An 18,848-nucleotide genomic window follows, 5' to 3' on the forward strand; every position below is an offset into this window, starting at 1 on the left:
CAGGAGAACAAGATGCGCAAGCTGGAACTGGGCCGCACCGGGGTGATGGTGTCGGAAATCTGCCTGGGTTCAATGACCTGGGGCACGCAGAACACCGAGGCCGAGGGCCACGCCCAGATCGACCGCGCGCTCGACCGCGGCGTCACCTTCATCGACACCGCCGAGATGTATCCGGTCAACCCGGTCAGCGCCGAGACCGTCGGCCGCACCGAGGAAATCATCGGCAGCTGGTTCGCAAAGACTGGCCGGCGTGACGAGGTCGTGCTGGCAAGCAAGGTCTCGGGCATCGGGCTGAAGGCGGTGCGCGACGGCGACCCGATCACCCCCGCCTCGATCCGCACCGCGATCGAGGGCAGCCTGCGCCGCCTGCACACCGATTACATCGACGTCTACCAGTTCCACTGGCCGAACCGGGGCAGCTATCACTTCCGCCAGAACTGGGGCTTCAACGCCGCGAAACAGCCCTCGAAGGCGGTGATCGAGGCCGACATGATCGCCTGTCTCGAGACGCTTCAGGCGCTGGTGGCGGAAGGCAAGATCCGCCATTTCGGCCTGTCGAACGAAAGCGCCTGGGGCACCACCGAATGGCTGCGGCTGGCGGGCGAGGGCCACGGGCCGCGCGTCGCCACGATCCAGAACGAATATTCGCTGATGTGCCGGCTTTACGATCTCGACATGGCCGAGGTCGGCGTGCACGAGGCGGTGACGCTGCTCGCCTATTCGCCGCTCGCGGTGGGGATGCTGAGCGGCAAGTATTCGGGCGGCGCCGTGCCGGAGGGCTCGCGCCGGTCGATCGTGCGCGAGCTGGGCGGGCGCTCGAACGCGCGCGCCTTCGACATTGCCGATCTCTACGTCGACATCGCGCGCAAGGCGGGGCTCGACCCGGTGACGATGGCGATCGCCTGGGTGATGGGCCGGCCCTTCCCGGTGGTGCCGATCATCGGCGCGACCTCGGTCGAGCAGCTCGACAAATCGCTTGATGCGGCGGGGATGGTGCTGCCGGCCGAGGTGCTGGCGGCGATCGAAAGGGTGCATCATGCGCATCCGATGCCGTTCTGAGCTGGCGGCGCTGGTGCTGGTGCTGCTCGCCGCCTGCAAACCCGGGGGCGAGCGCGCCGCGGCGCCGCTGCCGCCGGTGGGCGAGGCGAAGGTCGCGCTGGAACGGGCGGCCTGTGTCAAGCGCGGCGGCGACTGGATCACCCGTGGCGATGCGCAGCTCTGCGCGACCCGCACCCGCGACAACGGCAAGGCCTGCCGCACCGCTTCTGACTGCCAGGGGGCGTGCCTTGCGCGCTCCCAGACCTGCGCGCCGGTGATCCCGCTCACCGGCTGCAACGAGATCATCACCTCCGTGGGAATGCGTGTGACCGAATGCGTCAACTGATCTGGGCCGCGATGCTGGCCCTTGCCGCCTGTGCGGCGAAACCTGCCCCCGAACCCGTGTCGCTGCGCGATCCGAAGGGCTGGATCTCTTCCGCCGTGATCTTCGATCCGGCGCGGTTCGGCGGCACATGGCATGTCGCGCAAAGCGGCGTTCCCGGCTGCGCCGGGGCACGGCAGGACTGGGCCTGGACCGGCACCGGCTATGCGCTGTCGGGCACCGACTGCTCGGGCACCAAGCCGCGCCGGCTCGAGGGGCGGCTTGCGATGACCGGGCCCGGCGCCCGCTTCACCCCGACCGAGGCCTTCGGCAAGGAGCCGGTCTGGGTGCTCTGGGTCGATCAGGATTACCGCATCGCGGTGCTGGGCACGCCGTCGGGTCACTTCGGCCAGGTGCTGGTGCGCGAGATGCCGGGCCGGGGCGATCTGATGACCGCGGCGCATGAGGTGCTTGACTTCAACAGCTACGACACCCGGCGGATCGGGCGCTGATGCTCTGGATCTGGGTGACGCTTGCCGCGGCGGCGGTGCAGACGGCGCGCTTCATGTTGCAAAAGCGGCTGGCGGGCGGCGGGCTGTCGACCGGCGGCGCGACCTTCTCGCGCTTTCTCTTCGGGGCGCCGATCGCGGTCACCGCGGCGGTGCTGACGCTTGCGCTGAGCGGGCCGGTGCCACTGCCGGGCGGCCGCTTTGCCGCCTTCGTCGCGCTTGGCGGCGCGGCGCAGGTGGCGGGCACCTTCCTGACCGTGGCGCTGTTCCAGCTTCGCAACTTCGCCGTCGGCGTCGCCTTCACCAAGACCGAGACGGTGCAGGTCGCGCTGTTCTCGGCGCTGATCCTGGGCGAGGGGGTGAGCGGGCCCGGCTGGCTTGCCATCGCCATCGGTCTTGGCGGCGTGCTGCTGCTGTCGCGCGCGCCGAAGGGCGGGTTCTCGCCGCGCGCCACGGTCTATGGCATCCTGGCGGGCGGGCTCTTTGGCCTCAGCTCGATTTTCTACCGCGGCGCGACGCTCGAGCTGATGCCGGCGGGGGTCTTTGCCCGCGCCGTCGTCACGCTCGCCTGCGTCACCACGGTGCAGGCGCTTGGCATGGCGCTCTATCTGCGGCTGCGCGAACCCGGAGAGCTGGGGCGCGTGGTCGGCGCATGGCACCGCACGATCTGGGTGGGGGTGACGGGCGTTGCGGGCTCGGCCGGCTGGTTCACCGCCTTCGCGCTGCAAAACGCCGCCTATGTGCGCGCCTTCGGCCAGGTCGAGATCGTCTTCACCCTGCTCGTCTCGGCGCTGGTCTTCCGCGAGCGGCTGAGCGCGCGCGAGGGCGCGGGGATCGCCCTCGTCATCGGCTCGCTGCTGCTTCTGGTGCTGACGGGCCGCTAGTCGAGGCGCGCAAAGACCGAACGCGGCCCGCGGTTGTCGAAGAACGGCACCGCGAGCGGCGCCCGGCCGCCCGCGGTCTCGGTCAGATGCGCCTGCACCTCGGCCAGCACCACCTCGGTGATGAAGGGCAGATTCAGCTGCCGCGCCTCGGCCATCGGCACCCAGTGCAGGTGGCTCAGCTCGTCGCAGGCGCGCGAGAAATCGTCGGGGTCCGAGGCGATCTGCGCCGCATCGACGAGGAAGAAGCGCGCGTCGAAGCGGCGGGGCCGGCCGGGCGGGGTGATCGCGCGGAAGACGAAGCTCAGCGCCGCGGCCGAGGGCAGGTGCCCGGTCTCGGCAAAGCCCTGCCAGTCGGCGGGCACATCGCCGCTCCAGCGCCCCGGCGTGCCGAGGACGAGGCCGGTCTCTTCCCAAAGCTCGCGGATCGCGGCGACGGCGAGCGCCGGGCCGATGTCCGCGGGGGCATTCAGCGCCAGCCGGCGCGCCGAGGTCTCGGGCAGCGGCCGGGCCAGCGGGATGGAGGCATCGCCACGGTCGAGCGCGCCGCCCGGGAAGACGTATTTCGACGGCATGAAGGCAGCCCCTGCGCCGCGCATCCCCATCAGCACCGCGGGACCGCCCGGCGCGTCGCGGCGCACGACCAGCACCGTTGCCGCATCGCGCAGCGCGCTCTTGTCGATCGTCTGTTGCGGAGCCGCCTCAGTCATGGCGCAACTCTCCCTCTCCGAACCCGTGCATCCGCCGCGACCACTGGATCGCGACCATCATTCCCTTCATCCGCGGCAGGAGCGCGAGCGACAGCGCCACGCAGCCGGTGGCGAAGATCGCGATCATCACCAGCGGCTGCGGCCGGAAGGCGATGAAGGCCCACAGGATCGCGGGCGCCATCAGGTGCCCGACGATCAGGATCGTCAGATAGGCCGGCCCGTCATCGGCGCGCTGTGCGGTGAAATCCTCGCCGCAGGCGGGGCAGGCGGGGCGCACCGTCAGGTATCCCGACAGCAGCCGCCCCTCTCCGCAGGCCGGGCAGCGGCACATCAGCCCCCGCGCGATCGAACGGCCAAGCGGCCGGTCGTCTTCCTCGACAAAGGTCTCCATCGCGCGTCCTCCCCTCCGCGTTTTCTCCGTTATCGGCTGAAAGCGGCGTGCGGGGAAGCGCGAATGTCGGTGCCCCGTCGCGGCGCGCGTGGTCACGGATGCGCGAGCGGCGACGGAACTGCGGGGCTGTGGCGTTTGTCTGATATCGGCGGCCGGGACAGAGGGCCGCACGCGAACGCAGGAGAGAGCGATGAAACCGATGTTCAAGACGACGATCCTTGCCGGGCTTCTCGCCGGTGTGGCGCTTGGTGCCGCGGTGCCGGTCATGGCCCAGCAGTCGCCCGTGCCGCAGGCCCAGGTGCAGAACGGCACCGGCCCGGTCGGGCAGGGCCCGATGGGCCAGGGCAATGGCAATGGCCCGATGATGGGCAACGGCCCGATGGGGCAGGGTGGCCAGATGGGCGCGGGGCCGATGGGCAACGGCCCGATGATGACCGATGACGCTCCGCTGGGCGGCGCCTGGCCGCGCATCGATCTGAAGCAGTTCGACGCGAATGGCGACGGCAAGATCAGCCTCGACGAGATCCAGTCGGGCCGCAAGGCCGAGGCCGCGGCGCTCGATGCGAACGGCGACGGCAAGCTCAGCGCCGACGAGCTGGTGGCGGGCGAGATGCGCCGGATCCAGACCGGTGTCGAGGCCCGGGTGAAGGCGCGGATCGCCGCGCTCGATACCGATGGCGACGGGATGCTCTCGGCCGCGGAACTGGCGATGCCGCCGGCGCCCTCGAAGATGTTCGAGCGGCTCGACGCCAACAATGACGGCGTGCTCAGCGAGGACGAGCTCGCGGCGGCGGGGCCGCGGATGCAGCCCGGCATGATGCAGCAGGGCCCGGGCCAGATGGGGTCGCAGGGCGAGCGCATGGGCCGCATGGGTGGGCATGACTGTGATCTGCGCGGCGGTCGCGGCGATCGTGGCGGCATGATGGGCGCGCAGGGCGGTCCGCGTGACGGCAGCGGCCCGCGCTGGATGCAGCAGCAGGGCCAGGGCCCGCAGGGCAATGCTCCGGCGGCTCCGGCGCCCGAGGGCAACTGAGCCACAAGACCCCGGCTCCGGGCAGATCCCGGGGCCGGAGGCCTGTCGGAAATTGCACAGGTCATGGTTTCACGCTAGGCGTGGGGAAGCATGAACATGGCACTCGACGCGCTGGATGATGTCTCGGACGAGACCTTGCTGGTCCTCTATGGCAACGGGGACCGGGCGGCTGCGCGTGTGCTGACGTTGCGGATGGGGCCGCTTGCCTTCCGGGTCGCGCAGCGGATGCTGGGCGACCGGGCCGAGGCCGAGGATCTGGCACAGGAAGCCCTGTTGCGGCTGTGGAAGATCGCCCCCGAGTGGCGGACGGGCGAGGCGAAGGTCACGACCTGGCTGTACCGGGTGGTGACCAACCTCGCCACCGACCGGCTGCGCCGGCGCCGGGGCATCGGCCTTGAGGAGGCGCCGGAGGTGCCCGACGGGGCGGCCTCGGCGGTCGAGCAGATGATCGACGGGGATCGCGCCGCGGCGCTCGAGGCGGCGCTCGCGCAGCTGCCGGCGCGGCAGCGCCAGGCGGTGGTGCTGCGCCATCTCGAAGGATTGTCGAATCCCGAGATCGCGACAGCGATGGAAATCGGCGTGGAGGCCGTAGAAAGCTTGACGGCCCGTGGAAAGCGGGCGCTGGCGGCGATCCTGGCCGGCCGGCGAGAGGAACTGGGGTATGGCCATGACTGAGATGCGGAAGGACGACGACACGGCGCTGGATCTCTTCTTCGCCGAGGCGCGGCAGAGCGCGCCAGAGCCTTCGGCGGCGTTCCTGGGCCGGATTCTGACGGATGCCGAGGCGGTGCAGGCGGGCTTTCTCGCCGTGCCGGCGCAGCCCGCGGTGACGCGGGGGGCGCGCTTCGGGGTGCTGGGCACGGTGCTGGCGCTGTTCGGCGGCTGGGGCGGTCTTGGCGGCATGGCGACGGCGGCGGTGGCGGGCGTTTGGATCGGCTTTGCCGGGTCGGACACGCTGGCGCAGGTCGCGGGCTTCTCGGCGACGACCGAGGCCGCGACGGCAAGCGCGCTGCTCGCCGATGGCGATATCCTTGCCCTGGCGGCGGAATGAGGGGCGAGGAGGGCGCGATGATGGAAACCAACACCCAAGCGGGCGGGCCGAAGCTGGCGATGAAGGGCTGGGTCAAGGCGGTCTTCGTCCTTTCGGTCACGCTGAACCTGCTGGTGGCCGGGGTTGTCGTCGGCGGCTTCCTGGGCACCGAGCGGCACCCGCCGCGGCCGCCCGCGGGCGACGTGACGCTCGGGCCCCTGGGCGACGCCTTCTCGCGCGAGGACCGCGACGCGATGCGCCGCGCGGCCGAGCGCTCGGGCACCGATTTCGGCTCCATGCGCACCGCCTTCCGCGCCGACATGGACCGGCTGATCGCGGCGCTGAGCGCCGATCCCTGGGACGAGACGGCGGTGCGCAATGAGCTTGCCGGGATGCGGGCGCGCACGCTGCGGCGGATGGAGCTGGGCGAGCAGGTGATGCTCGAACGGCTCGAGACGATGACGGCCGAGGACCGCAAGGCCTATGCCGCGCGGCTGCGCGACCGCACCGACCGGATGGACCGCCGCATCGGCAAGCCCGATGGCCGGCCGCTGCCGCCGCCGCTGCCGCCCGAAGACTGAAGCGGTCAGGCCGCGGCGTCGCGGCGGAAGACGCTGACCTGGTTGCGCCCGCCGGCCTTCGATCCGAGAAGGGCCCGGTCGGCGCGCGAGATCAGCGCCTCGACCGGGGCGCTGTCGGACAGCGGATCGCAGGGCGCCAGCCCGATCGAGGCGGTGATCCGCACCGCACGGCCCTGGGCCTCGGGTTCGGGGAGTGCGATCGGCGCCTCGGAGATGGCGTGACACAGCCGCTCGGCCGCGGCCTGCGCCGCCTCGGGGGCGGTGTCGGGCAGCGCCACAAGGAACTCCTCGCCCCCGATGCGGGCGAGCAGGTCGACCTGGCGCAGCTGGGCGCGCAGCCGCTGCGCCACCTCGACCAGAACCGCATCCCCCGCCGCATGCCCCCAGGTGTCGTTGACCGCCTTGAAGCGGTCGAGGTCGAGCGCCATCACCGCGAAGGGGCGACCCGTCGCCTGGGCGCGATCGGCCATCCGCGCCAGTTGCGACATCGCGTAGCGGCGGTTGTGCAGCCCGGTGAGCGGGTCGGTCATCGCCAGCCGCAGCCCGTCGGTCAGGTGATCGCGCAGCCGCTCGTGCCGGCGCTTGCGGGCGAGCGCGCGGTCGATCCGCAGCGCCGCCTCCTGCGCCGCGAAGGGCGCGCCCATCACCTCGGGCACGAGGTCCGAGGCGCCGAGGTCGAGCGCCATCGCCGCGCTGTCGCGCGCCCCCTCGGGCAGGGCGATGCAGATCACCGCCTCGCGCGAGCGGCTGCGCGAGCGCAGCTCGGACATCAGCCGCAGGCCGTCGCCCGGCCGGCCGAGATCGGCCGAGATCACATAGGCGTCATAGCCCTGCGCGAGGGCCACGTCGCCAAGTGCATCCTCGCGCGCCACGACCTCCACCACCGCCCGGCCCAGATGCCGGGCGAGGAAGCGCTTCCAGCTTTGTGCCTCCTCGCGGGTGCTGCCGATCAGTGCGATTAGCGACCGGGTCTCGAACAGCGCCGGTCCCTCGGCAAAGCCCAGATCGCGGAAGGTGCGCTCGCGCAGCTTCAGCTCCTGATCCGCCTCGCGCGTGCGCAGCAGGCCGCGCAGCCGCGCCAGCAGGATCTGTTCGTCGAAGGGCTTCACCAGGTGGTCGGCAGCGCCGGCCTGCAGCGCCGCAAGGCGGGTGCGCGGGTCGGGGAAGGCGGTGATCATCAGCACCGGGATCTCGGCCGTGGCCGGGTCCGCCTTCAGCCGCGCCAGCACCTCGAGCCCGGTCATGTCCGGCAGGTGCACGTCGAGCAGGATCAGATCGGGCGCATACTGGCCGACAAGGCGCAGCGCTTCGGCGCCCGAACCGGCCTGCATCGTCTCGTAGCGCGCTGCGGACAGCTTCACCTTGAGAACGATCCGGTTGGTCGCTACATCGTCCACGATCAGGATGCGTCCTGCCATGGCTCCGTGCGCTCCTTCAGCTGTGCTCGACTGTCTGCCTGATTTCGGACAAAAAGGTTAACAAAACCTTTTCAAGGATTGGATCGGTTCATCATGCAGCACGATGCAGCACAGGTCACGGGAATTCGCGCGCTCGGCTGGCTCGCCGCCCAGGACGAACTTTTCGATGCGTTTCTCGCATCTTCCGGGGCGGACGTGTCCCAGGTGCGCGCCGCGGCGGCCGATCCGGCCTTCCTCGGCGCGGTGCTTGACTTCCTGTCGCAGCGCGACGACTGGGTGATCGACTGCGCCGCGGCGCTGGACCTTGCGCCGCAGGACATCGGTCTCGCGCGGGCGGTGCTGGGCGGGCGCGGCGGGATGCACTGGACCTGAGGGCACGATGGGCACGATCACCGGAGTGCTGTTCGACAAGGACGGCACGCTTTTCGATTTCGACGCGACCTGGGGGGCCTGGGCGCAGGGCATGGCGGTCGAGCTGGCCGAGGGCGATCCGGCGCTGGCCGCGCGGCTGGCGACGGCGATCGGCTTCGATCTGCAGGCCGCGCGGTTCGAGCGCGCCTCGCCGGTGATCGCGGGCACCGTGGCCGAGGTCGCGGCGCTGATGCTGCCGCTGCTGCCGCGCCACGATCTGCAAAGCCTTGTCGCCACGCTCGACCTCGGTGCGCAGCGCGCACCGCAGGTGCCGGCGGCCGATCTGCCGGCCTGCCTTGGCGGGCTGAAGGCGCGCGGGCTTCGGCTGGGCGTCGCGACGAACGATGCCGAGGCCTCGGCGCGGGTGCATCTGCAAAAGGCCGGGGTCGGGGCGCTTTTCGACTATGTCGCGGGCTATGACAGCGGTCATGGCGCGAAGCCCGGGGCAGGGCCGCTTCTGGCCTTTTCGGCGGCCTTCGACCTTGCCCCCGCAACTGTCGCGATGGTGGGCGACAGCCTGCACGACATGGCGGCGGCGCGGGCGGCGGGGATGCGCGCGGTGGGCGTGCTGAGCGGGCCCGCGACGCGCGCGGATCTCGCCGGGGCGGCCGATGTCGTGCTCGGCACCATCGCCGAGCTGGCCGACTGGCTCGACGCCGGCGCGCCCTGAGGCCGCCCGGCCGCTCTGGCCTTCGGCGGCGCGCGCGGCTAGTCTCCGCCGGATGCCGCCGGTGCGGCGACAGGGAGGGCTTCATGGTCAGGCGCGTGCAATTCATCCTTCTCGGGACGCTGGCGGGGCTGGCCTTCTGGCTGCTCTCGGACCTGCCGCTCGAGCTGCGCCAGAGCCGCGGTTTCCTGGTCGTCGCGGTGCTGGCCTTCAGCTTCTTCGGCGGTGCGCTGGCGATGCTGAGCGAGCTGGGCCTGCGCCGCGCGCTGCTGTCGGCGGCCGTGATCGCGGCACCGCTCGCCGGGCTTTCGGCGCTGAAATCGCTGGGCTTTGCCGATGTCGGGCAGATGCTCGACAGCAGCCACGTGCCGGTGGCGCTGGCGGTCGCGGGGCTCGTGCCGGTGCCTTTCGCGATCGCCATCGGTCTGGGCGGCCGGCGGGGCTGGTCGAACTATCGGGTGCTGTTCCTCGAAAGCTGGAACATCGTCGTGCGCTATGCGGGCGCCTGGCTTTTCGTCGCCGTGGTCTGGCTGGTGCTGTGGCTGCTGGCGGCGCTTCTGGATCTCGTCGGCATCGACGCGTTCTCGGCGCTTCTGGGCCGCGCGCCGGTGGTGTGGATCCTGTCGGGCGCGGTGCTGGGGCTGGCGCTCGCCGTGGTCACCGAGATGTCGGACATGGTCTCTCCCTATCTGCTGCTGCGCCTGCTGCGGCTGCTGTTGCCGCTGGTGCTGCTGGTCGAGATCGTCTTCGTCGCGGTGCTGCCGCTGCGCGGGCTCGCCCATCTCTTCGGGCAGTTCTCGGTCGTGGGCATCCTGATCTCGACCGCGCTTGCCTCGACCGCGCTCGTCACCATCGCCGTCGATCAGGACGATGAGGACGCGGTGCATGGGCCGCTGCTCGCCTGGGCCGGGCGCGGGCTCGCGCTGCTGCTGCCGGTGCTCGCCGGGCTGGTGGTCTGGGGGCTGGTGCTGCGGGTGCGCGAATACGGCTGGACGCCCGTGCGCGTGACCGGGGCGGGGGCGGCCGCGGTGATCGCGGGCTATGCGCTGTGCTATGCCGGCGCGGTGCTGAGCGGGCGCGGCTGGATGCGCCGGATCCGGCGCGCGAACATCGGCATGGCACTCGCCACGCTGGCGCTTGCCGTGCTTTGGCTGACGCCGCTGATCTCGCCCGAGGCGATCGCGGCGCGCGCGCAGCTGGCCCGCTTTGCCGAGGGCAAGATCGCGGTCGAGCAACTGCCGCTGTGGGAGATGGCACATGACTGGGGCCTGCCCGGGCAGCGCGCGCTCGCAAGCCTGCGCACGCAGGCGGGGGAACCGGGGCAGGAGCTGCTTGCCGACTGGCTGGCGCAGCTCGACCGGGCCGAGAATCGCTGGGATTTCGAACGCTATGCGCGCCCCGATGTCGCCGGCCGCGCGGTCGCGCTGCGCGAGGCGATCACCGTGCTGCCCGCGGGCGAGACGATGCCGACGGCGCTGTTGAACGAGATCGCGCGGCTTGGTGCCGATGACTGGGCCGCGGGCTGTGCCGGGCGCACGCCCGAAGGCCATCCGGGCTGCGTGCTGGTGATCGACGATTTCGTGCCGGCCCAGCCCGGACGCGAGGCGCTGTTGCTGCGCGTCGATGGCGTTCTGGCGCTGCACGAGACCGGCGCAAGCTGGAGCGTGGCGCGGGCGGTCTGGCTTGGCGGCGGAGTGCCGGCAAGCGGGGCGGCGATGATCGATTCGCTTTACGCCGCGGGCGGCGGTCCGGTCGCCACCGAACTGCGCGCGCTGCCGCTTGGCGGACAACAGCTGACGGTTCTGCCCTGACCTGCACCGGTTGGGATTTTGTTAAGGCCGTCGGGCTATGCTTCCTTCCGAACAGGAGGGATCATGTACGGTCTGATCAACAAAGCCCTGCAGGCGTTCCTGACGGAGAATTACGGGGCCGCGCTCTGGTCGCGGGTCGCGCATGCCCTCGGCCTCGGCCCCGAGGGGTTCGAGGCGATGCTGCGCTATGACGATCGCCTCACCGAGGAGCTGATCGACACCGCGGCCTGCGTGCTCGACAAGCCGCGGGCGGCGCTGCTCGAGGATGTCGGCGCCTTTCTCGCCACCATCGAGCCGCTGCGCCGGCTGCTGCGCTTCGGCGGTTCTGATTACTGGGAGTTCCTGTTCTCGCTCGACGAGCTGCAGGGGCGGGGGCTGATGACGCTGCCCGACCTCGAATTGCCGGAACTCTCGTTGCGCTCGGAAAGCGGCGGGCGCTTCGTGATCGAGGTGCGCGGCCCGATCGCCGGCTGGGGCGCGGTGATGGCGGGGCTGCTGCGCGCGATGGCCGATGATTACGGCGCGCTGGTGCTGATCGAGGCGGCCGCGCCCAGCGGGGGGCTCGAACGGGTGCAGGTGATGCTGCTCGAGGCGGCCTATGCCAGCGGGCGGCGCTTCGACCTGGCGTTGCCGCCGACGCGGGTGCCGGCATGAGCGGCGATCTCTCCCCCTGCATGTCGGTGCTGCAAGGCGGGCTGAGCCCCGCCGCGCTGGGCGAGTTGATGCCGATGTTCCTGTGGCTTGACCGGCACGGGGTGATCTGTGCGGCGGGGCCCACCTTGACGAAGATCCTCGGCCCCGGCCCGGTGGTCGGCACCGCCTTCGAGTCGCATTTCCACCTGCGCCGCGCTCGCGCCCGGCGGCACGAGCAGGACGAGACCCATCCGGGCGGGCGCAAGCTGATCCTGATGCTGCTCTCGCATCCCGAGATCGGCCTGCGCGGCACCGCGGTCGAGGTCGGTCCGGCAGGGGCGGAGGGGATGCTTCTGAACCTCACCTTCGGCATTCACCTGGCCGATGCGGTGCGCGAATTCGGCCTGACCGAGGGCGATTTCGCCACCTCCGATCTGGCGATCGAGCTTTTGTATCTGCGCGAGGCCAAGGCCGCTGTGATGGACGAGCTGCGGGCGCTGAACGGCCGGCTCGAGGAGGCGCGGCGCGCCGCCGAGCGGCAGGCGCTGACCGACCCGCTCACCGGGCTGGCGAACCGGCGTGCCTTTGACGGGGCGCTGCAGAAGGCGGTGCGGGCCCAGACCCAGGGCGGTGCGCCCTTCGCGCTCGTGCTGGTCGATCTTGACCATTTCAAGCAGGTCAACGACCGGATGGGCCATGCCGCGGGCGATCAGGTGCTGAACTGGGCCGCGGGGATCCTGACCGAGGAGGTGCGCCGCGGCGACGTGGTGGCGCGCACCGGCGGTGACGAATTCGTGCTGCTGCTGCGCGGCGCGATCGACCGCGCGGCGCTGCAGACGCTGGGCCGGCGGATGATCGCGCGGCTCGAGGAACCCTGTGTCGTCGACGGCACCCCCTGCCGGATCTCGGCCTCGATCGGCATCGCCTTCTCGCGCGATTACCCGGTGCCCGAGGCGGACCGGATGCTCGCCGATGCCGATGCGGCGCTTTACGATTCGAAGCGCGGCGGGCGGGGGCGCTGTTCGATCCATGCCGCGGGGGCGGCGGCCTGAGCCACAAGGCTGTCACATTCCGCTTCCCATTCCGGGCCGTGATCGGGTAGGGGGGGCTGCATGAGACAGGGCTTTCCCATCGCGTCACCGGGCATGCGGATCGGCATCCTGGGCGGATCCTTCGATCCGGCCCACGAAGGCCATGCGCATATCACCCGCGAGGCGCTGCGCCGCTTCGGTCTTGACCGGGTGTGGTGGCTGGTCAGCCCGGGCAACCCGTTGAAGGCGCATGGCCCGGCCCCGATCGCGCGACGCATGGCCGAGGCGCGGCGGGTGATGCCCGATCCGCGTGTCGACATCACCGATCTCGAGGCGCGGCTTGGCACCCGCTTTACCGCACAGACCCTGCGCCGGGTCACGGCGCTGTATCCGGGTGTGCATTTCGTCTGGCTGATGGGGGCGGACAACCTGCTGCAGCTCGACCGCTGGGACAACTGGCGCGCGATCCTGGGCCTGATGCCGGTGGGCGTGCTGGCGCGGCCGGGCGCGCGCTTCGTCGTGCGCCATGCCCGCGCCGCCCGCCTGTATGCGCCGATGCGGTTGCCCGAGGCCGAGGCGCGGCAGCTGCCCTTCGCGGCGCCGCCGGCCTGGTGTTTCCTGCAGATGCCGATGTCGGATCTGTCCTCCTCGGCGATCCGGGCGCAGGGCGCCTGGCGCGGGCGGGACTGAGCCTTGCAGCCGCGCGCGTCGGGGGGCAGTATGCCCGCCGAGACTCCCGATCACGGCGGCGGCAGGATGAAGATTTCACGGCGGGAAGCGATGACGGGCCTGGCGGCGCTTGGCCTGCTGGGCGGGCCGGCGCTTGGCCAGGGCACGGCGCTGCGGCCGGGCTCGGCCGAGGATCTGGTCGCGGCGGCGCAGCTCGGCGGCGAGGTCAGCTATGTCGTCGTCGATGCGCGCAGCGGGCGGGTGCTGGAACAGCGCGGCGCCGATCGCGGCATGCCGCCTGCCTCGACCGCGAAGACGATCACCTCGCTTTACGCGCTCGAGACGCTCGGGACGGACTACCGCTTCCGCACCCGGCTGATCGCGACCGGTCCGATTGCCGGCGGCAAGATCCAGGGCGATCTGGTGCTGGCGGGGGGCGGCGATCCGACGCTCGAGACCGACACGCTGGCCGAGATGGCGGCGCGGCTGGCGAAGGCGGGGGTGAGCGGTGTCACCGGGCGCTTCCTCGTCTGGGGCGGCGCGCTGCCCTATGCCGAGCAGATCGCCGACGACCAGCCGGTGCAGGTCGGCTACAACCCCGGGATTTCCGGGCTGATCCTGAATTACAACCGCGTCTATTTCGAATGGAAGCGCGCCGCGGGCGGCTATGCGCTGACGATGGATGCGCGGGGCGCGCGCAACGTGCCGCGGGTCTACAGCGCTGATGTCGGTCTCTCGACCCGGGCGGCGCCGCTCTTTACCTATGCGCGGCAGGGCGGCAAGGAGCACTGGACCGTGGCCTCGGGCAGCCTTGGCAAGGCCGGCAGCCGCTGGTTGCCGGTGCGCGATCCGGTGGCCTATGCGGGCGACGTGTTCCAGACGCTGGCCCGCGCGCAGGGCGTGCCGCTGCCGCCGCCGAAATCCGTCTCGACCTTGTCCGGCGGCACGGTGCTGGTCGAGCAGGTCTCGGACCCGCTGCCGGTGATCCTGCGCTCGATGATGAAATATTCGACCAACATCACCGCCGAGGCCGTCGGCATGACGACGAGCGTCGCGCGCGGCGTGCCGGCCGGCCGCGGCGCCTCGGGGGCGGCGATGAGCGAGTGGCTGCACGGCCGGCTGGGCGGCGGACAGGCGCGCTTCGTCGATCACTCGGGGCTGGGCGCCGACACGCGGATCTCGGCGATGGAGATGGTGCGGGCGGTGACGCTGCTTGGCCCGAAGGCGGGTCTGCGCGGGCTGATGAAGCCCTTCGCGCTGCGCGATGCGGGCGGCAAGCTGCAGCAGGGGCAGGCGCTGCGCGTCGATGCGAAGACCGGCACGCTGAACTTCGTCTCGACCCTGACCGGTTACATGACCGGGCCCGACGGCACCGATCTGGCCTTCGCGATCTTCACCGGCGACGTGGCGCGGCGTGCGCGTGCCGGCGCGAACGAGCAGCCGCAGGGCGGGCGGGCCTGGATCAGCCGTTCGAAGGTGCTGCAAAGCGCGCTTCTGGAACGCTGGGGCGCGCTTTACGGCAGCTGATCAGCGGTTCACGTAGAACCACACCACATCCTCGAGCTGCGGCAGCAGCAGCTCGTAATCGCGGGCGAGATCCTCGAGCGTGTCGAGATCCATCGGCTGGCCCTCGAGCGCGGGGTTCAGCATGCCGCGCATGTCCTGCCAGGTTTCCTGCACGGTATCGAGCGCGGTTTCGGCATCGGGGCCGGGCGGTGGCGCGATGCCGAGATCCGGATCGCCGCCGCGCAGCGTGCCGGCGCTGTCCTCGAACATCGTGACGCGGGTGTTGAGCGCGGTGACATGCGGGGCGGGGTCGATCCGGGCGATGCCGGCCGCGGTGATCAGGCAGGCCTCCTTCATCACCGCCTGCGACAGCGAGCGCTGGCGTGCGGCCATGTCGAGGGCGCGGGCCTCGGCGGCGCGGGTCGGGTCCTGTGCGCCGGTGGCGCCAAGCGCCGCGACAAGGTTCAGCGAGGCGGTGAGCAGCGCCGGTTCGGCCGCGGCGAGCGCGCCGATGCGTTCGGCCCCGGCATCGCCCGCAAGGATCTCGTCGATCACCGTCGAGACCGGCGCCCAGGCCAGACGGGCCTGGGTGATGGTCGAGCGCACCACCGGGTCGGAAACCGGCGGCAGCTGCATCGCCGGGCTGCCCTGTTCGAGCTGATCGAGGGTCGCGGCGAAGATGTCATGCGCCTCGACCAGGGCGAGTTCCTGGGTGCTGGGATCAAGCCCCAGCGACAGCAGGCAGGCGGCCGAGATCACCCGCTGTGACAGCAGCCGCTGCCGGCTGGCCATGTCGAGCTCGATGCGCAGGGTTTCCTCGGGGCTGCGCGCGCCGGCCGCGGCGAGGGGCAGGGGCGTGGTCAGCGCGATGGCGGCAAGCGCCAGCGCGCCGATGCGGAGGGGAAGGGGGGGCTTGGCCATGTCGCACTCCTCGCAAACCGGTGTGCGATGCGCATAGCAGCAGAGCGCAAGCGAACCGTTAACGGCCGCCCGCGCCCGCGCGAAAGAGGGCGAAAACTTTCGCCGGCCGGCTCAGAGCGTCAGGTGGCGCACCCGCGCGCCCCATTCGATCGCCACCGCATGCAGCCGGTCGATCGACAGCTCGCCGCGGATCTCCTCGAGCATGCGCAGTTCGGGCTGATGCAGCACGCCATCCGCCGCCGCGACGTCGCAGGCCAGTGCATAGGCGGTCTCGAAGAGCTTCTCGGGCAGGCCCGCCCGCACGAGGCCGAAGAGCGCCTCGATCCCCTCTTCCTCCTCGAAGAGCGAATAGACCGTCTGCGCCACCGGGCGGATGCGGTCGATGTCGTAATCGGCGAAGATCGGCATGTGGTTCACCATGCGCTCGATCGCGATGAGTTCGACGGTGCGGATGGTTTCATCCGAGGCCGACACCGCGACCATCACGGCGATCAGCGCGTCCTGCGGGGAAAGCGAGGAGAGGGGGTCGGTCACGGTCTGTCCTTTCATGGGTTTCGCCATGAATTATTGACGATGGCGCGCCCGTTCAATAGGTGAAGCGCGGATGGGCGCATGGTGTGCCCCGAAGAGGATGACGATGACCAACCTGCGCGACGCTGCGATGAACTCCAAAGCCTGGCCTTTCGAGGAAGCGCGCCGGGTGCTCAAACGTTACGAGAAGGCGCCGCCGGAAAAAGGCTACGTGCTGTTCGAGACCGGCTATGGCCCCTCGGGCCTGCCGCATATCGGCACGTTTGGCGAGGTCGCGCGCACCACGATGATCCGCCGCGCCTTCGAGATCATCTCGGACATCCCGACGAAGCTCTTGTGTTTCTCGGACGACATGGACGGCATGCGCAAGGTGCCCGAGAACGTGCCGAACCAGGACCTGCTGAAGGCGAACATCCAGAAGCCGCTGACCGCGGTGCCCGACCCGTTCGGCGAGTTCGACAGCTTCGGCAACCACAACAACGCCATGCTGCGCCGCTTCCTCGACACCTTCGGGTTCGAATACGAATTCGCCTCGGCCACGCAGTATTACAAGGCCGGCAAGTTCGACGACATGCTGCTGCGCTGCGCCGAGAAATACGATGACATCATGGCGATCATGCTGAAGTCGCTGCGCGAGGAACGCGCCTCGACCTATTCGTGCTTCCTGCCGATCCACCCGGAAACCGGTCGCGTGCTCTACGTGCCGATGAAGAACGTCGATGCCAAGGCCGGCACCGTGACCTTCGACGACGAGACCGGGCGGGAATGGACGCTGCCGGTGACCGGCGGTCACGTCAAGCTGCAGTGGAAGCCCGATTTCGGCATGCGCTGGGCTGCGCTCGGCGTCGATTTCGAGATGTACGGCAAGGACCACGCCACCAACACGCCGATCTATGACGGGATCTGCAAGGTGCTGGGCGGCCGCGCGCCCGAGCATTTCACCTATGAGCTGTTCCTTGATGCGAATGGCGAGAAGATCTCGAAGTCGAAGGGCAACGGGCTGACGATCGACGAATGGCTGACCTATGCCTCGACCGAAAGCCTGAGCTATTTCATGTACCAGAAGCCGAAGACCGCGAAGCGGCTGTGGTGGGACGTGATCCCGAAGGCGGTGGACGAGTATCACCAGCAGCTGCGCGCCTTCCCCGAGCAGCCGGTCGAGAAGCAGATCGACAACCCGGTGTGGCACATCCATGGTGGCAAGCCGCCGGTGTCGACGCTGGACGTGCCCTTCGCCATGCTGCTCAACCTGGCTTCGGTCTCGGGCGCGCATGACAAGGAAACGCTGTGGGGCTTCATCCGCCGCTACGCCCCCGAGGCGACGCCGGAAAGCCACCCCGACCTCGACGCGGCGGCGGGCTTTGCGGTGCGCTACTTCCAGGACTTCGTCGCGCCGACGCGGGCCTTCCGCCTGCCCACCGACAAGGAGCGCGCGGCGATGGAGGACCTCATCGGCCGGCTGAAGGCGCTGCCGGCGCAGGAGCTGCACGAGATCTTCCCGGACGAGGATCCGGCCGAGGGGCTGCAGACCATCGTCTTCGCCGTCGGCAAGGAGCATGACTTCGAGCCGCTGCGCGACTGGTTCACCGCGCTTTACGAGGTGCTTCTGGGCCAGAGCCAGGGGCCGCGTTTCGGCGGGTTCATCGCGCTCTACGGCGTGACGGAAACCATCGCGCGGATGGAAACCGCGCTCGCGGGCGGGCTCGCCAACGCCTGATCCGGGGCGGGGGACGGACCGGCCGCGGGCCGGTCAGTCCTCCGCTTCCTCGACCTCGGGCAGGGCCGGATCGCAGGCGTGATCCTCCTGCCGCCAGAGCGCATACCATGCCCCCCAGCGGGCGACGAGTGCCTCGGGCGCCTCGGCAAACAGTCGTTCTCCCAGAAAGAAGCTGAGCGTTTCCAGCCGCTTCTTCTCGTCCTCGATGCGGGTAGAGAGCGCCACCGCGGCCTCGGGCGAGAGGTGGTCGGGCATCGCGCGGGCCAGAACCGCAAGGTCGTGATGCTGGCCGAGCGCCTCGCCCAGCCGGTCGGCGATGTCGGCATGTGCGCTCATCATCTCGGGCCAGATCGGCAGCAGCAGCCGCGCCTGATACCAGTGATGCTTCACCCGCGACCGCCAGGCATGGAAATGCTCGTCATCGCCGTCGCGCGCGGCGCGCGCCATGCGCTTGCGCGCGTCGTGGAAGGTGGTGGCAAGGCCCGGGGCCAGCGCCTCCCAGCCCTTCTTCTCGAATTCCCAATGCGCGGCGCGGTCATGCACCTCGGCGATGCGCTCGCCAAAGGCGGCAAGGGCCGCCGTCGGGGGCGCGGCGGGCGGCTCGGGCGCGACCGAGGCCAGCATCTGCCGTGCGGCAAGCCCGGCGGCATCCTCGGCCGCGCCAAGGCGCAGCAGCGAGATCCGCATCACCTCGGCGTCGCGCAGCTCGGAAATTCCGGCGGCGGCGTCGCGCAGCACGGCATTCTCGCGGTGAAACCCCGGAAACACCGGCGCGACAAGGCGCAGCAGCCCGCGGGTCTTCTTGATGTGCTTGCGCAGCCCGTGCAGCAGCGAGCCTTCGCCGGGGGCGGCGGAGAGCCGGTCGAGCGCCGCGCGCAACTCATCGCGGGCGATATGGCGCACCGTCTTCGTGATGCGCGGGTCTTTCGGGTCGAACTGGAACGGCATGCGGGCCTCCTTGCAGCGACACCGGCCTAGCATGCGGCCATGGCCGTTCCGTGACAAGATGCTGCGTTGCAGCGACGTCACGGAAAGGGG

General features: G+C 70.6%; 22 protein-coding genes. 16 read left to right on the plus strand and 6 right to left on the minus strand.

Going from position 1 to position 18,848, the window contains the following annotated elements; genetic code table 11:
* Positions 1–12 precede the first annotated feature (12 nt).
* The 4 genes from DYS74_RS09135 to DYS74_RS09150 are packed head-to-tail and all read left to right on the plus strand — an operon-like array spanning position 13 to position 2,753.
* A complete protein-coding gene (locus DYS74_RS09135) occupies positions 13–1,059 on the plus strand; it encodes an aldo/keto reductase (protein WP_121533063.1) in 1,047 nt (348 codons plus the stop codon).
* The gene (locus DYS74_RS09140; RefSeq protein ID WP_121533065.1) at positions 1,037–1,384 is read left to right on the plus strand and encodes a hypothetical protein; all 348 of its coding nucleotides are present in this window, start codon (positions 1,037–1,039) and stop codon (positions 1,382–1,384) included. Before DYS74_RS09135 ends, DYS74_RS09140 begins: the two co-directional genes overlap by 23 nt.
* Positions 1,372–1,872: a lipocalin gene (locus tag DYS74_RS09145; protein ID WP_121533067.1), complete on the plus strand. Its 501-nt coding sequence runs from the start codon at positions 1,372–1,374 to the stop codon at positions 1,870–1,872. Before DYS74_RS09140 ends, DYS74_RS09145 begins: the two co-directional genes overlap by 13 nt.
* Complete coding sequence (locus DYS74_RS09150) at positions 1,872–2,753, plus strand: DMT family transporter (RefSeq protein ID WP_121533069.1); 882 nt, start codon at positions 1,872–1,874, stop codon at positions 2,751–2,753. Before DYS74_RS09145 ends, DYS74_RS09150 begins: the two co-directional genes overlap by 1 nt.
* On the opposite strand, the gene DYS74_RS09155 is transcribed toward DYS74_RS09150, so the two are convergent.
* A complete protein-coding gene (locus DYS74_RS09155) occupies positions 2,750–3,460 on the minus strand; it encodes an NUDIX hydrolase (protein ID WP_121533071.1) in 711 nt (236 codons plus the stop codon). The two genes, DYS74_RS09150 and DYS74_RS09155, sit on opposite strands and share 4 nt — an antisense overlap.
* Positions 3,453–3,851, minus strand: coding sequence for a DUF983 domain-containing protein (locus tag DYS74_RS09160; protein WP_121533073.1), 399 nt, complete (start codon positions 3,849–3,851; stop codon positions 3,453–3,455). Before DYS74_RS09160 ends, DYS74_RS09155 begins: the two co-directional genes overlap by 8 nt.
* Positions 3,852–4,041: 190 nt before the next feature.
* Here DYS74_RS09160 and DYS74_RS09165 point away from each other — a divergent pair, with 190 nt between their 5' ends.
* From DYS74_RS09165 to DYS74_RS09180, 4 genes are all read left to right on the plus strand, one after another.
* Positions 4,042–4,884, plus strand: a complete 843-nt coding sequence (locus tag DYS74_RS09165; protein WP_121533075.1) for an EF-hand domain-containing protein — start codon at positions 4,042–4,044, stop codon at positions 4,882–4,884.
* A gap of 90 nt (positions 4,885–4,974) precedes the next feature.
* Positions 4,975–5,559: an RNA polymerase sigma factor gene (locus tag DYS74_RS09170; protein ID WP_121533077.1), complete on the plus strand. Its 585-nt coding sequence runs from the start codon at positions 4,975–4,977 to the stop codon at positions 5,557–5,559.
* Complete coding sequence (locus tag DYS74_RS09175; RefSeq protein ID WP_147435482.1) at positions 5,552–5,935, plus strand: dihydroorotate dehydrogenase; 384 nt, start codon at positions 5,552–5,554, stop codon at positions 5,933–5,935. The genes DYS74_RS09170 and DYS74_RS09175 overlap by 8 nt, the downstream gene beginning before the upstream one ends.
* A gap of 17 nt (positions 5,936–5,952) precedes the next feature.
* A complete protein-coding gene (locus DYS74_RS09180; RefSeq protein WP_183077490.1) occupies positions 5,953–6,495 on the plus strand; it encodes a periplasmic heavy metal sensor in 543 nt (180 codons plus the stop codon).
* A gap of 5 nt (positions 6,496–6,500) precedes the next feature.
* On the opposite strand, the gene DYS74_RS09185 is transcribed toward DYS74_RS09180, so the two are convergent.
* Positions 6,501–7,913 (minus strand): diguanylate cyclase, encoded by a 1,413-nt coding sequence (locus DYS74_RS09185; protein WP_121533083.1) that lies wholly within the window; start codon positions 7,911–7,913, stop codon positions 6,501–6,503.
* A gap of 93 nt (positions 7,914–8,006) precedes the next feature.
* Here DYS74_RS09185 and DYS74_RS09190 point away from each other — a divergent pair, with 93 nt between their 5' ends.
* The 7 genes from DYS74_RS09190 to dacB all read left to right on the plus strand — a co-directional run bounded on the left by DYS74_RS09190 (position 8,007) and on the right by dacB (position 14,662).
* Positions 8,007–8,285 carry a DUF3572 domain-containing protein gene (locus tag DYS74_RS09190; protein ID WP_121533085.1) on the plus strand — a complete coding sequence of 93 codons (279 nt, stop codon included), beginning with the start codon at positions 8,007–8,009 and terminating at the stop codon, positions 8,283–8,285.
* A gap of 7 nt (positions 8,286–8,292) precedes the next feature.
* Entirely contained in the window at positions 8,293–8,994 is a 702-nt protein-coding gene (locus tag DYS74_RS09195) for an HAD family hydrolase (protein ID WP_121533087.1), read from the plus strand.
* 83 nt (positions 8,995–9,077) lie between these two features.
* Positions 9,078–10,802, plus strand: a complete 1,725-nt coding sequence (locus DYS74_RS09200; RefSeq protein ID WP_121533089.1) for a DUF4153 domain-containing protein — start codon at positions 9,078–9,080, stop codon at positions 10,800–10,802.
* A 63-nt stretch (positions 10,803–10,865) separates the two neighbouring features.
* Positions 10,866–11,456, plus strand: coding sequence for a heme NO-binding domain-containing protein (locus tag DYS74_RS09205; RefSeq protein ID WP_121533091.1), 591 nt, complete (start codon positions 10,866–10,868; stop codon positions 11,454–11,456).
* Positions 11,453–12,487 carry a GGDEF domain-containing protein gene (locus tag DYS74_RS09210; protein WP_245965247.1) on the plus strand — a complete coding sequence of 345 codons (1,035 nt, stop codon included), beginning with the start codon at positions 11,453–11,455 and terminating at the stop codon, positions 12,485–12,487. The genes DYS74_RS09205 and DYS74_RS09210 overlap by 4 nt, the downstream gene beginning before the upstream one ends.
* A 60-nt stretch (positions 12,488–12,547) precedes the next feature.
* A complete protein-coding gene (locus tag DYS74_RS09215; protein ID WP_121533095.1) occupies positions 12,548–13,156 on the plus strand; it encodes a nicotinate-nucleotide adenylyltransferase in 609 nt (202 codons plus the stop codon).
* Between the two features lie 90 nt (positions 13,157–13,246).
* Entirely contained in the window at positions 13,247–14,662 is a 1,416-nt protein-coding gene (gene dacB / locus DYS74_RS09220; protein ID WP_245965248.1) for a D-alanyl-D-alanine carboxypeptidase/D-alanyl-D-alanine endopeptidase, read from the plus strand.
* On the opposite strand, the gene DYS74_RS09225 is transcribed toward dacB, so the two are convergent.
* Entirely contained in the window at positions 14,663–15,562 is a 900-nt protein-coding gene (locus tag DYS74_RS09225; protein ID WP_121533099.1) for a type IV pili methyl-accepting chemotaxis transducer N-terminal domain-containing protein, read from the minus strand.
* Between the two features lie 111 nt (positions 15,563–15,673).
* Complete coding sequence (locus DYS74_RS09230) at positions 15,674–16,096, minus strand: tellurite resistance TerB family protein (protein ID WP_121533101.1); 423 nt, start codon at positions 16,094–16,096, stop codon at positions 15,674–15,676.
* A gap of 103 nt (positions 16,097–16,199) precedes the next feature.
* Here DYS74_RS09230 and DYS74_RS09235 point away from each other — a divergent pair, with 103 nt between their 5' ends.
* A complete protein-coding gene (locus DYS74_RS09235; protein WP_121533103.1) occupies positions 16,200–17,810 on the plus strand; it encodes a lysine--tRNA ligase in 1,611 nt (536 codons plus the stop codon).
* A gap of 33 nt (positions 17,811–17,843) precedes the next feature.
* Here DYS74_RS09235 and DYS74_RS09240 read toward each other — a convergent pair whose 3' ends face one another.
* Positions 17,844–18,758, minus strand: a complete 915-nt coding sequence (locus tag DYS74_RS09240) for a CHAD domain-containing protein (protein ID WP_183077491.1) — start codon at positions 18,756–18,758, stop codon at positions 17,844–17,846.
* Between the last annotated feature and the right edge of the window lie 90 nt (positions 18,759–18,848).

It is taken from the genome of Paenirhodobacter hankyongi (assembly GCF_003664585.1).
GTDB classification, from domain to species: domain Bacteria; phylum Pseudomonadota; class Alphaproteobacteria; order Rhodobacterales; family Rhodobacteraceae; genus Rhodobacter; species Rhodobacter hankyongi.

Coding starts and splice junctions, on each gene's coding strand:
- DYS74_RS09135 (WP_121533063.1), top strand. CDS start 13: ATGCGCAAGCTGGAACTGGGCCGCACCGGGGTGATGGTGTCGGAAATC.
- DYS74_RS09140 (WP_121533065.1), top strand. CDS start 1,037: ATGCGCATCCGATGCCGTTCTGAGCTGGCGGCGCTGGTGCTGGTGCTG.
- DYS74_RS09145 (WP_121533067.1), top strand. CDS start 1,372: ATGCGTCAACTGATCTGGGCCGCGATGCTGGCCCTTGCCGCCTGTGCG.
- DYS74_RS09150 (WP_121533069.1), top strand. CDS start 1,872: ATGCTCTGGATCTGGGTGACGCTTGCCGCGGCGGCGGTGCAGACGGCG.
- DYS74_RS09155 (WP_121533071.1), bottom strand. CDS start 3,460: ATGACTGAGGCGGCTCCGCAACAGACGATCGACAAGAGCGCGCTGCGC.
- DYS74_RS09160 (WP_121533073.1), bottom strand. CDS start 3,851: ATGGAGACCTTTGTCGAGGAAGACGACCGGCCGCTTGGCCGTTCGATC.
- DYS74_RS09165 (WP_121533075.1), top strand. CDS start 4,042: ATGAAACCGATGTTCAAGACGACGATCCTTGCCGGGCTTCTCGCCGGT.
- DYS74_RS09170 (WP_121533077.1), top strand. CDS start 4,975: ATGAACATGGCACTCGACGCGCTGGATGATGTCTCGGACGAGACCTTG.
- DYS74_RS09175 (WP_147435482.1), top strand. CDS start 5,552: ATGACTGAGATGCGGAAGGACGACGACACGGCGCTGGATCTCTTCTTC.
- DYS74_RS09180 (WP_183077490.1), top strand. CDS start 5,953: ATGATGGAAACCAACACCCAAGCGGGCGGGCCGAAGCTGGCGATGAAG.
- DYS74_RS09185 (WP_121533083.1), bottom strand. CDS start 7,913: ATGGCAGGACGCATCCTGATCGTGGACGATGTAGCGACCAACCGGATC.
- DYS74_RS09190 (WP_121533085.1), top strand. CDS start 8,007: ATGCAGCACGATGCAGCACAGGTCACGGGAATTCGCGCGCTCGGCTGG.
- DYS74_RS09195 (WP_121533087.1), top strand. CDS start 8,293: ATGGGCACGATCACCGGAGTGCTGTTCGACAAGGACGGCACGCTTTTC.
- DYS74_RS09200 (WP_121533089.1), top strand. CDS start 9,078: ATGGTCAGGCGCGTGCAATTCATCCTTCTCGGGACGCTGGCGGGGCTG.
- DYS74_RS09205 (WP_121533091.1), top strand. CDS start 10,866: ATGTACGGTCTGATCAACAAAGCCCTGCAGGCGTTCCTGACGGAGAAT.
- DYS74_RS09210 (WP_245965247.1), top strand. CDS start 11,453: ATGAGCGGCGATCTCTCCCCCTGCATGTCGGTGCTGCAAGGCGGGCTG.
- DYS74_RS09215 (WP_121533095.1), top strand. CDS start 12,548: ATGAGACAGGGCTTTCCCATCGCGTCACCGGGCATGCGGATCGGCATC.
- dacB (WP_245965248.1), top strand. CDS start 13,247: ATGACGGGCCTGGCGGCGCTTGGCCTGCTGGGCGGGCCGGCGCTTGGC.
- DYS74_RS09225 (WP_121533099.1), bottom strand. CDS start 15,562: ATGGCCAAGCCCCCCCTTCCCCTCCGCATCGGCGCGCTGGCGCTTGCC.
- DYS74_RS09235 (WP_121533103.1), top strand. CDS start 16,200: ATGACCAACCTGCGCGACGCTGCGATGAACTCCAAAGCCTGGCCTTTC.
- DYS74_RS09240 (WP_183077491.1), bottom strand. CDS start 18,758: ATGCCGTTCCAGTTCGACCCGAAAGACCCGCGCATCACGAAGACGGTG.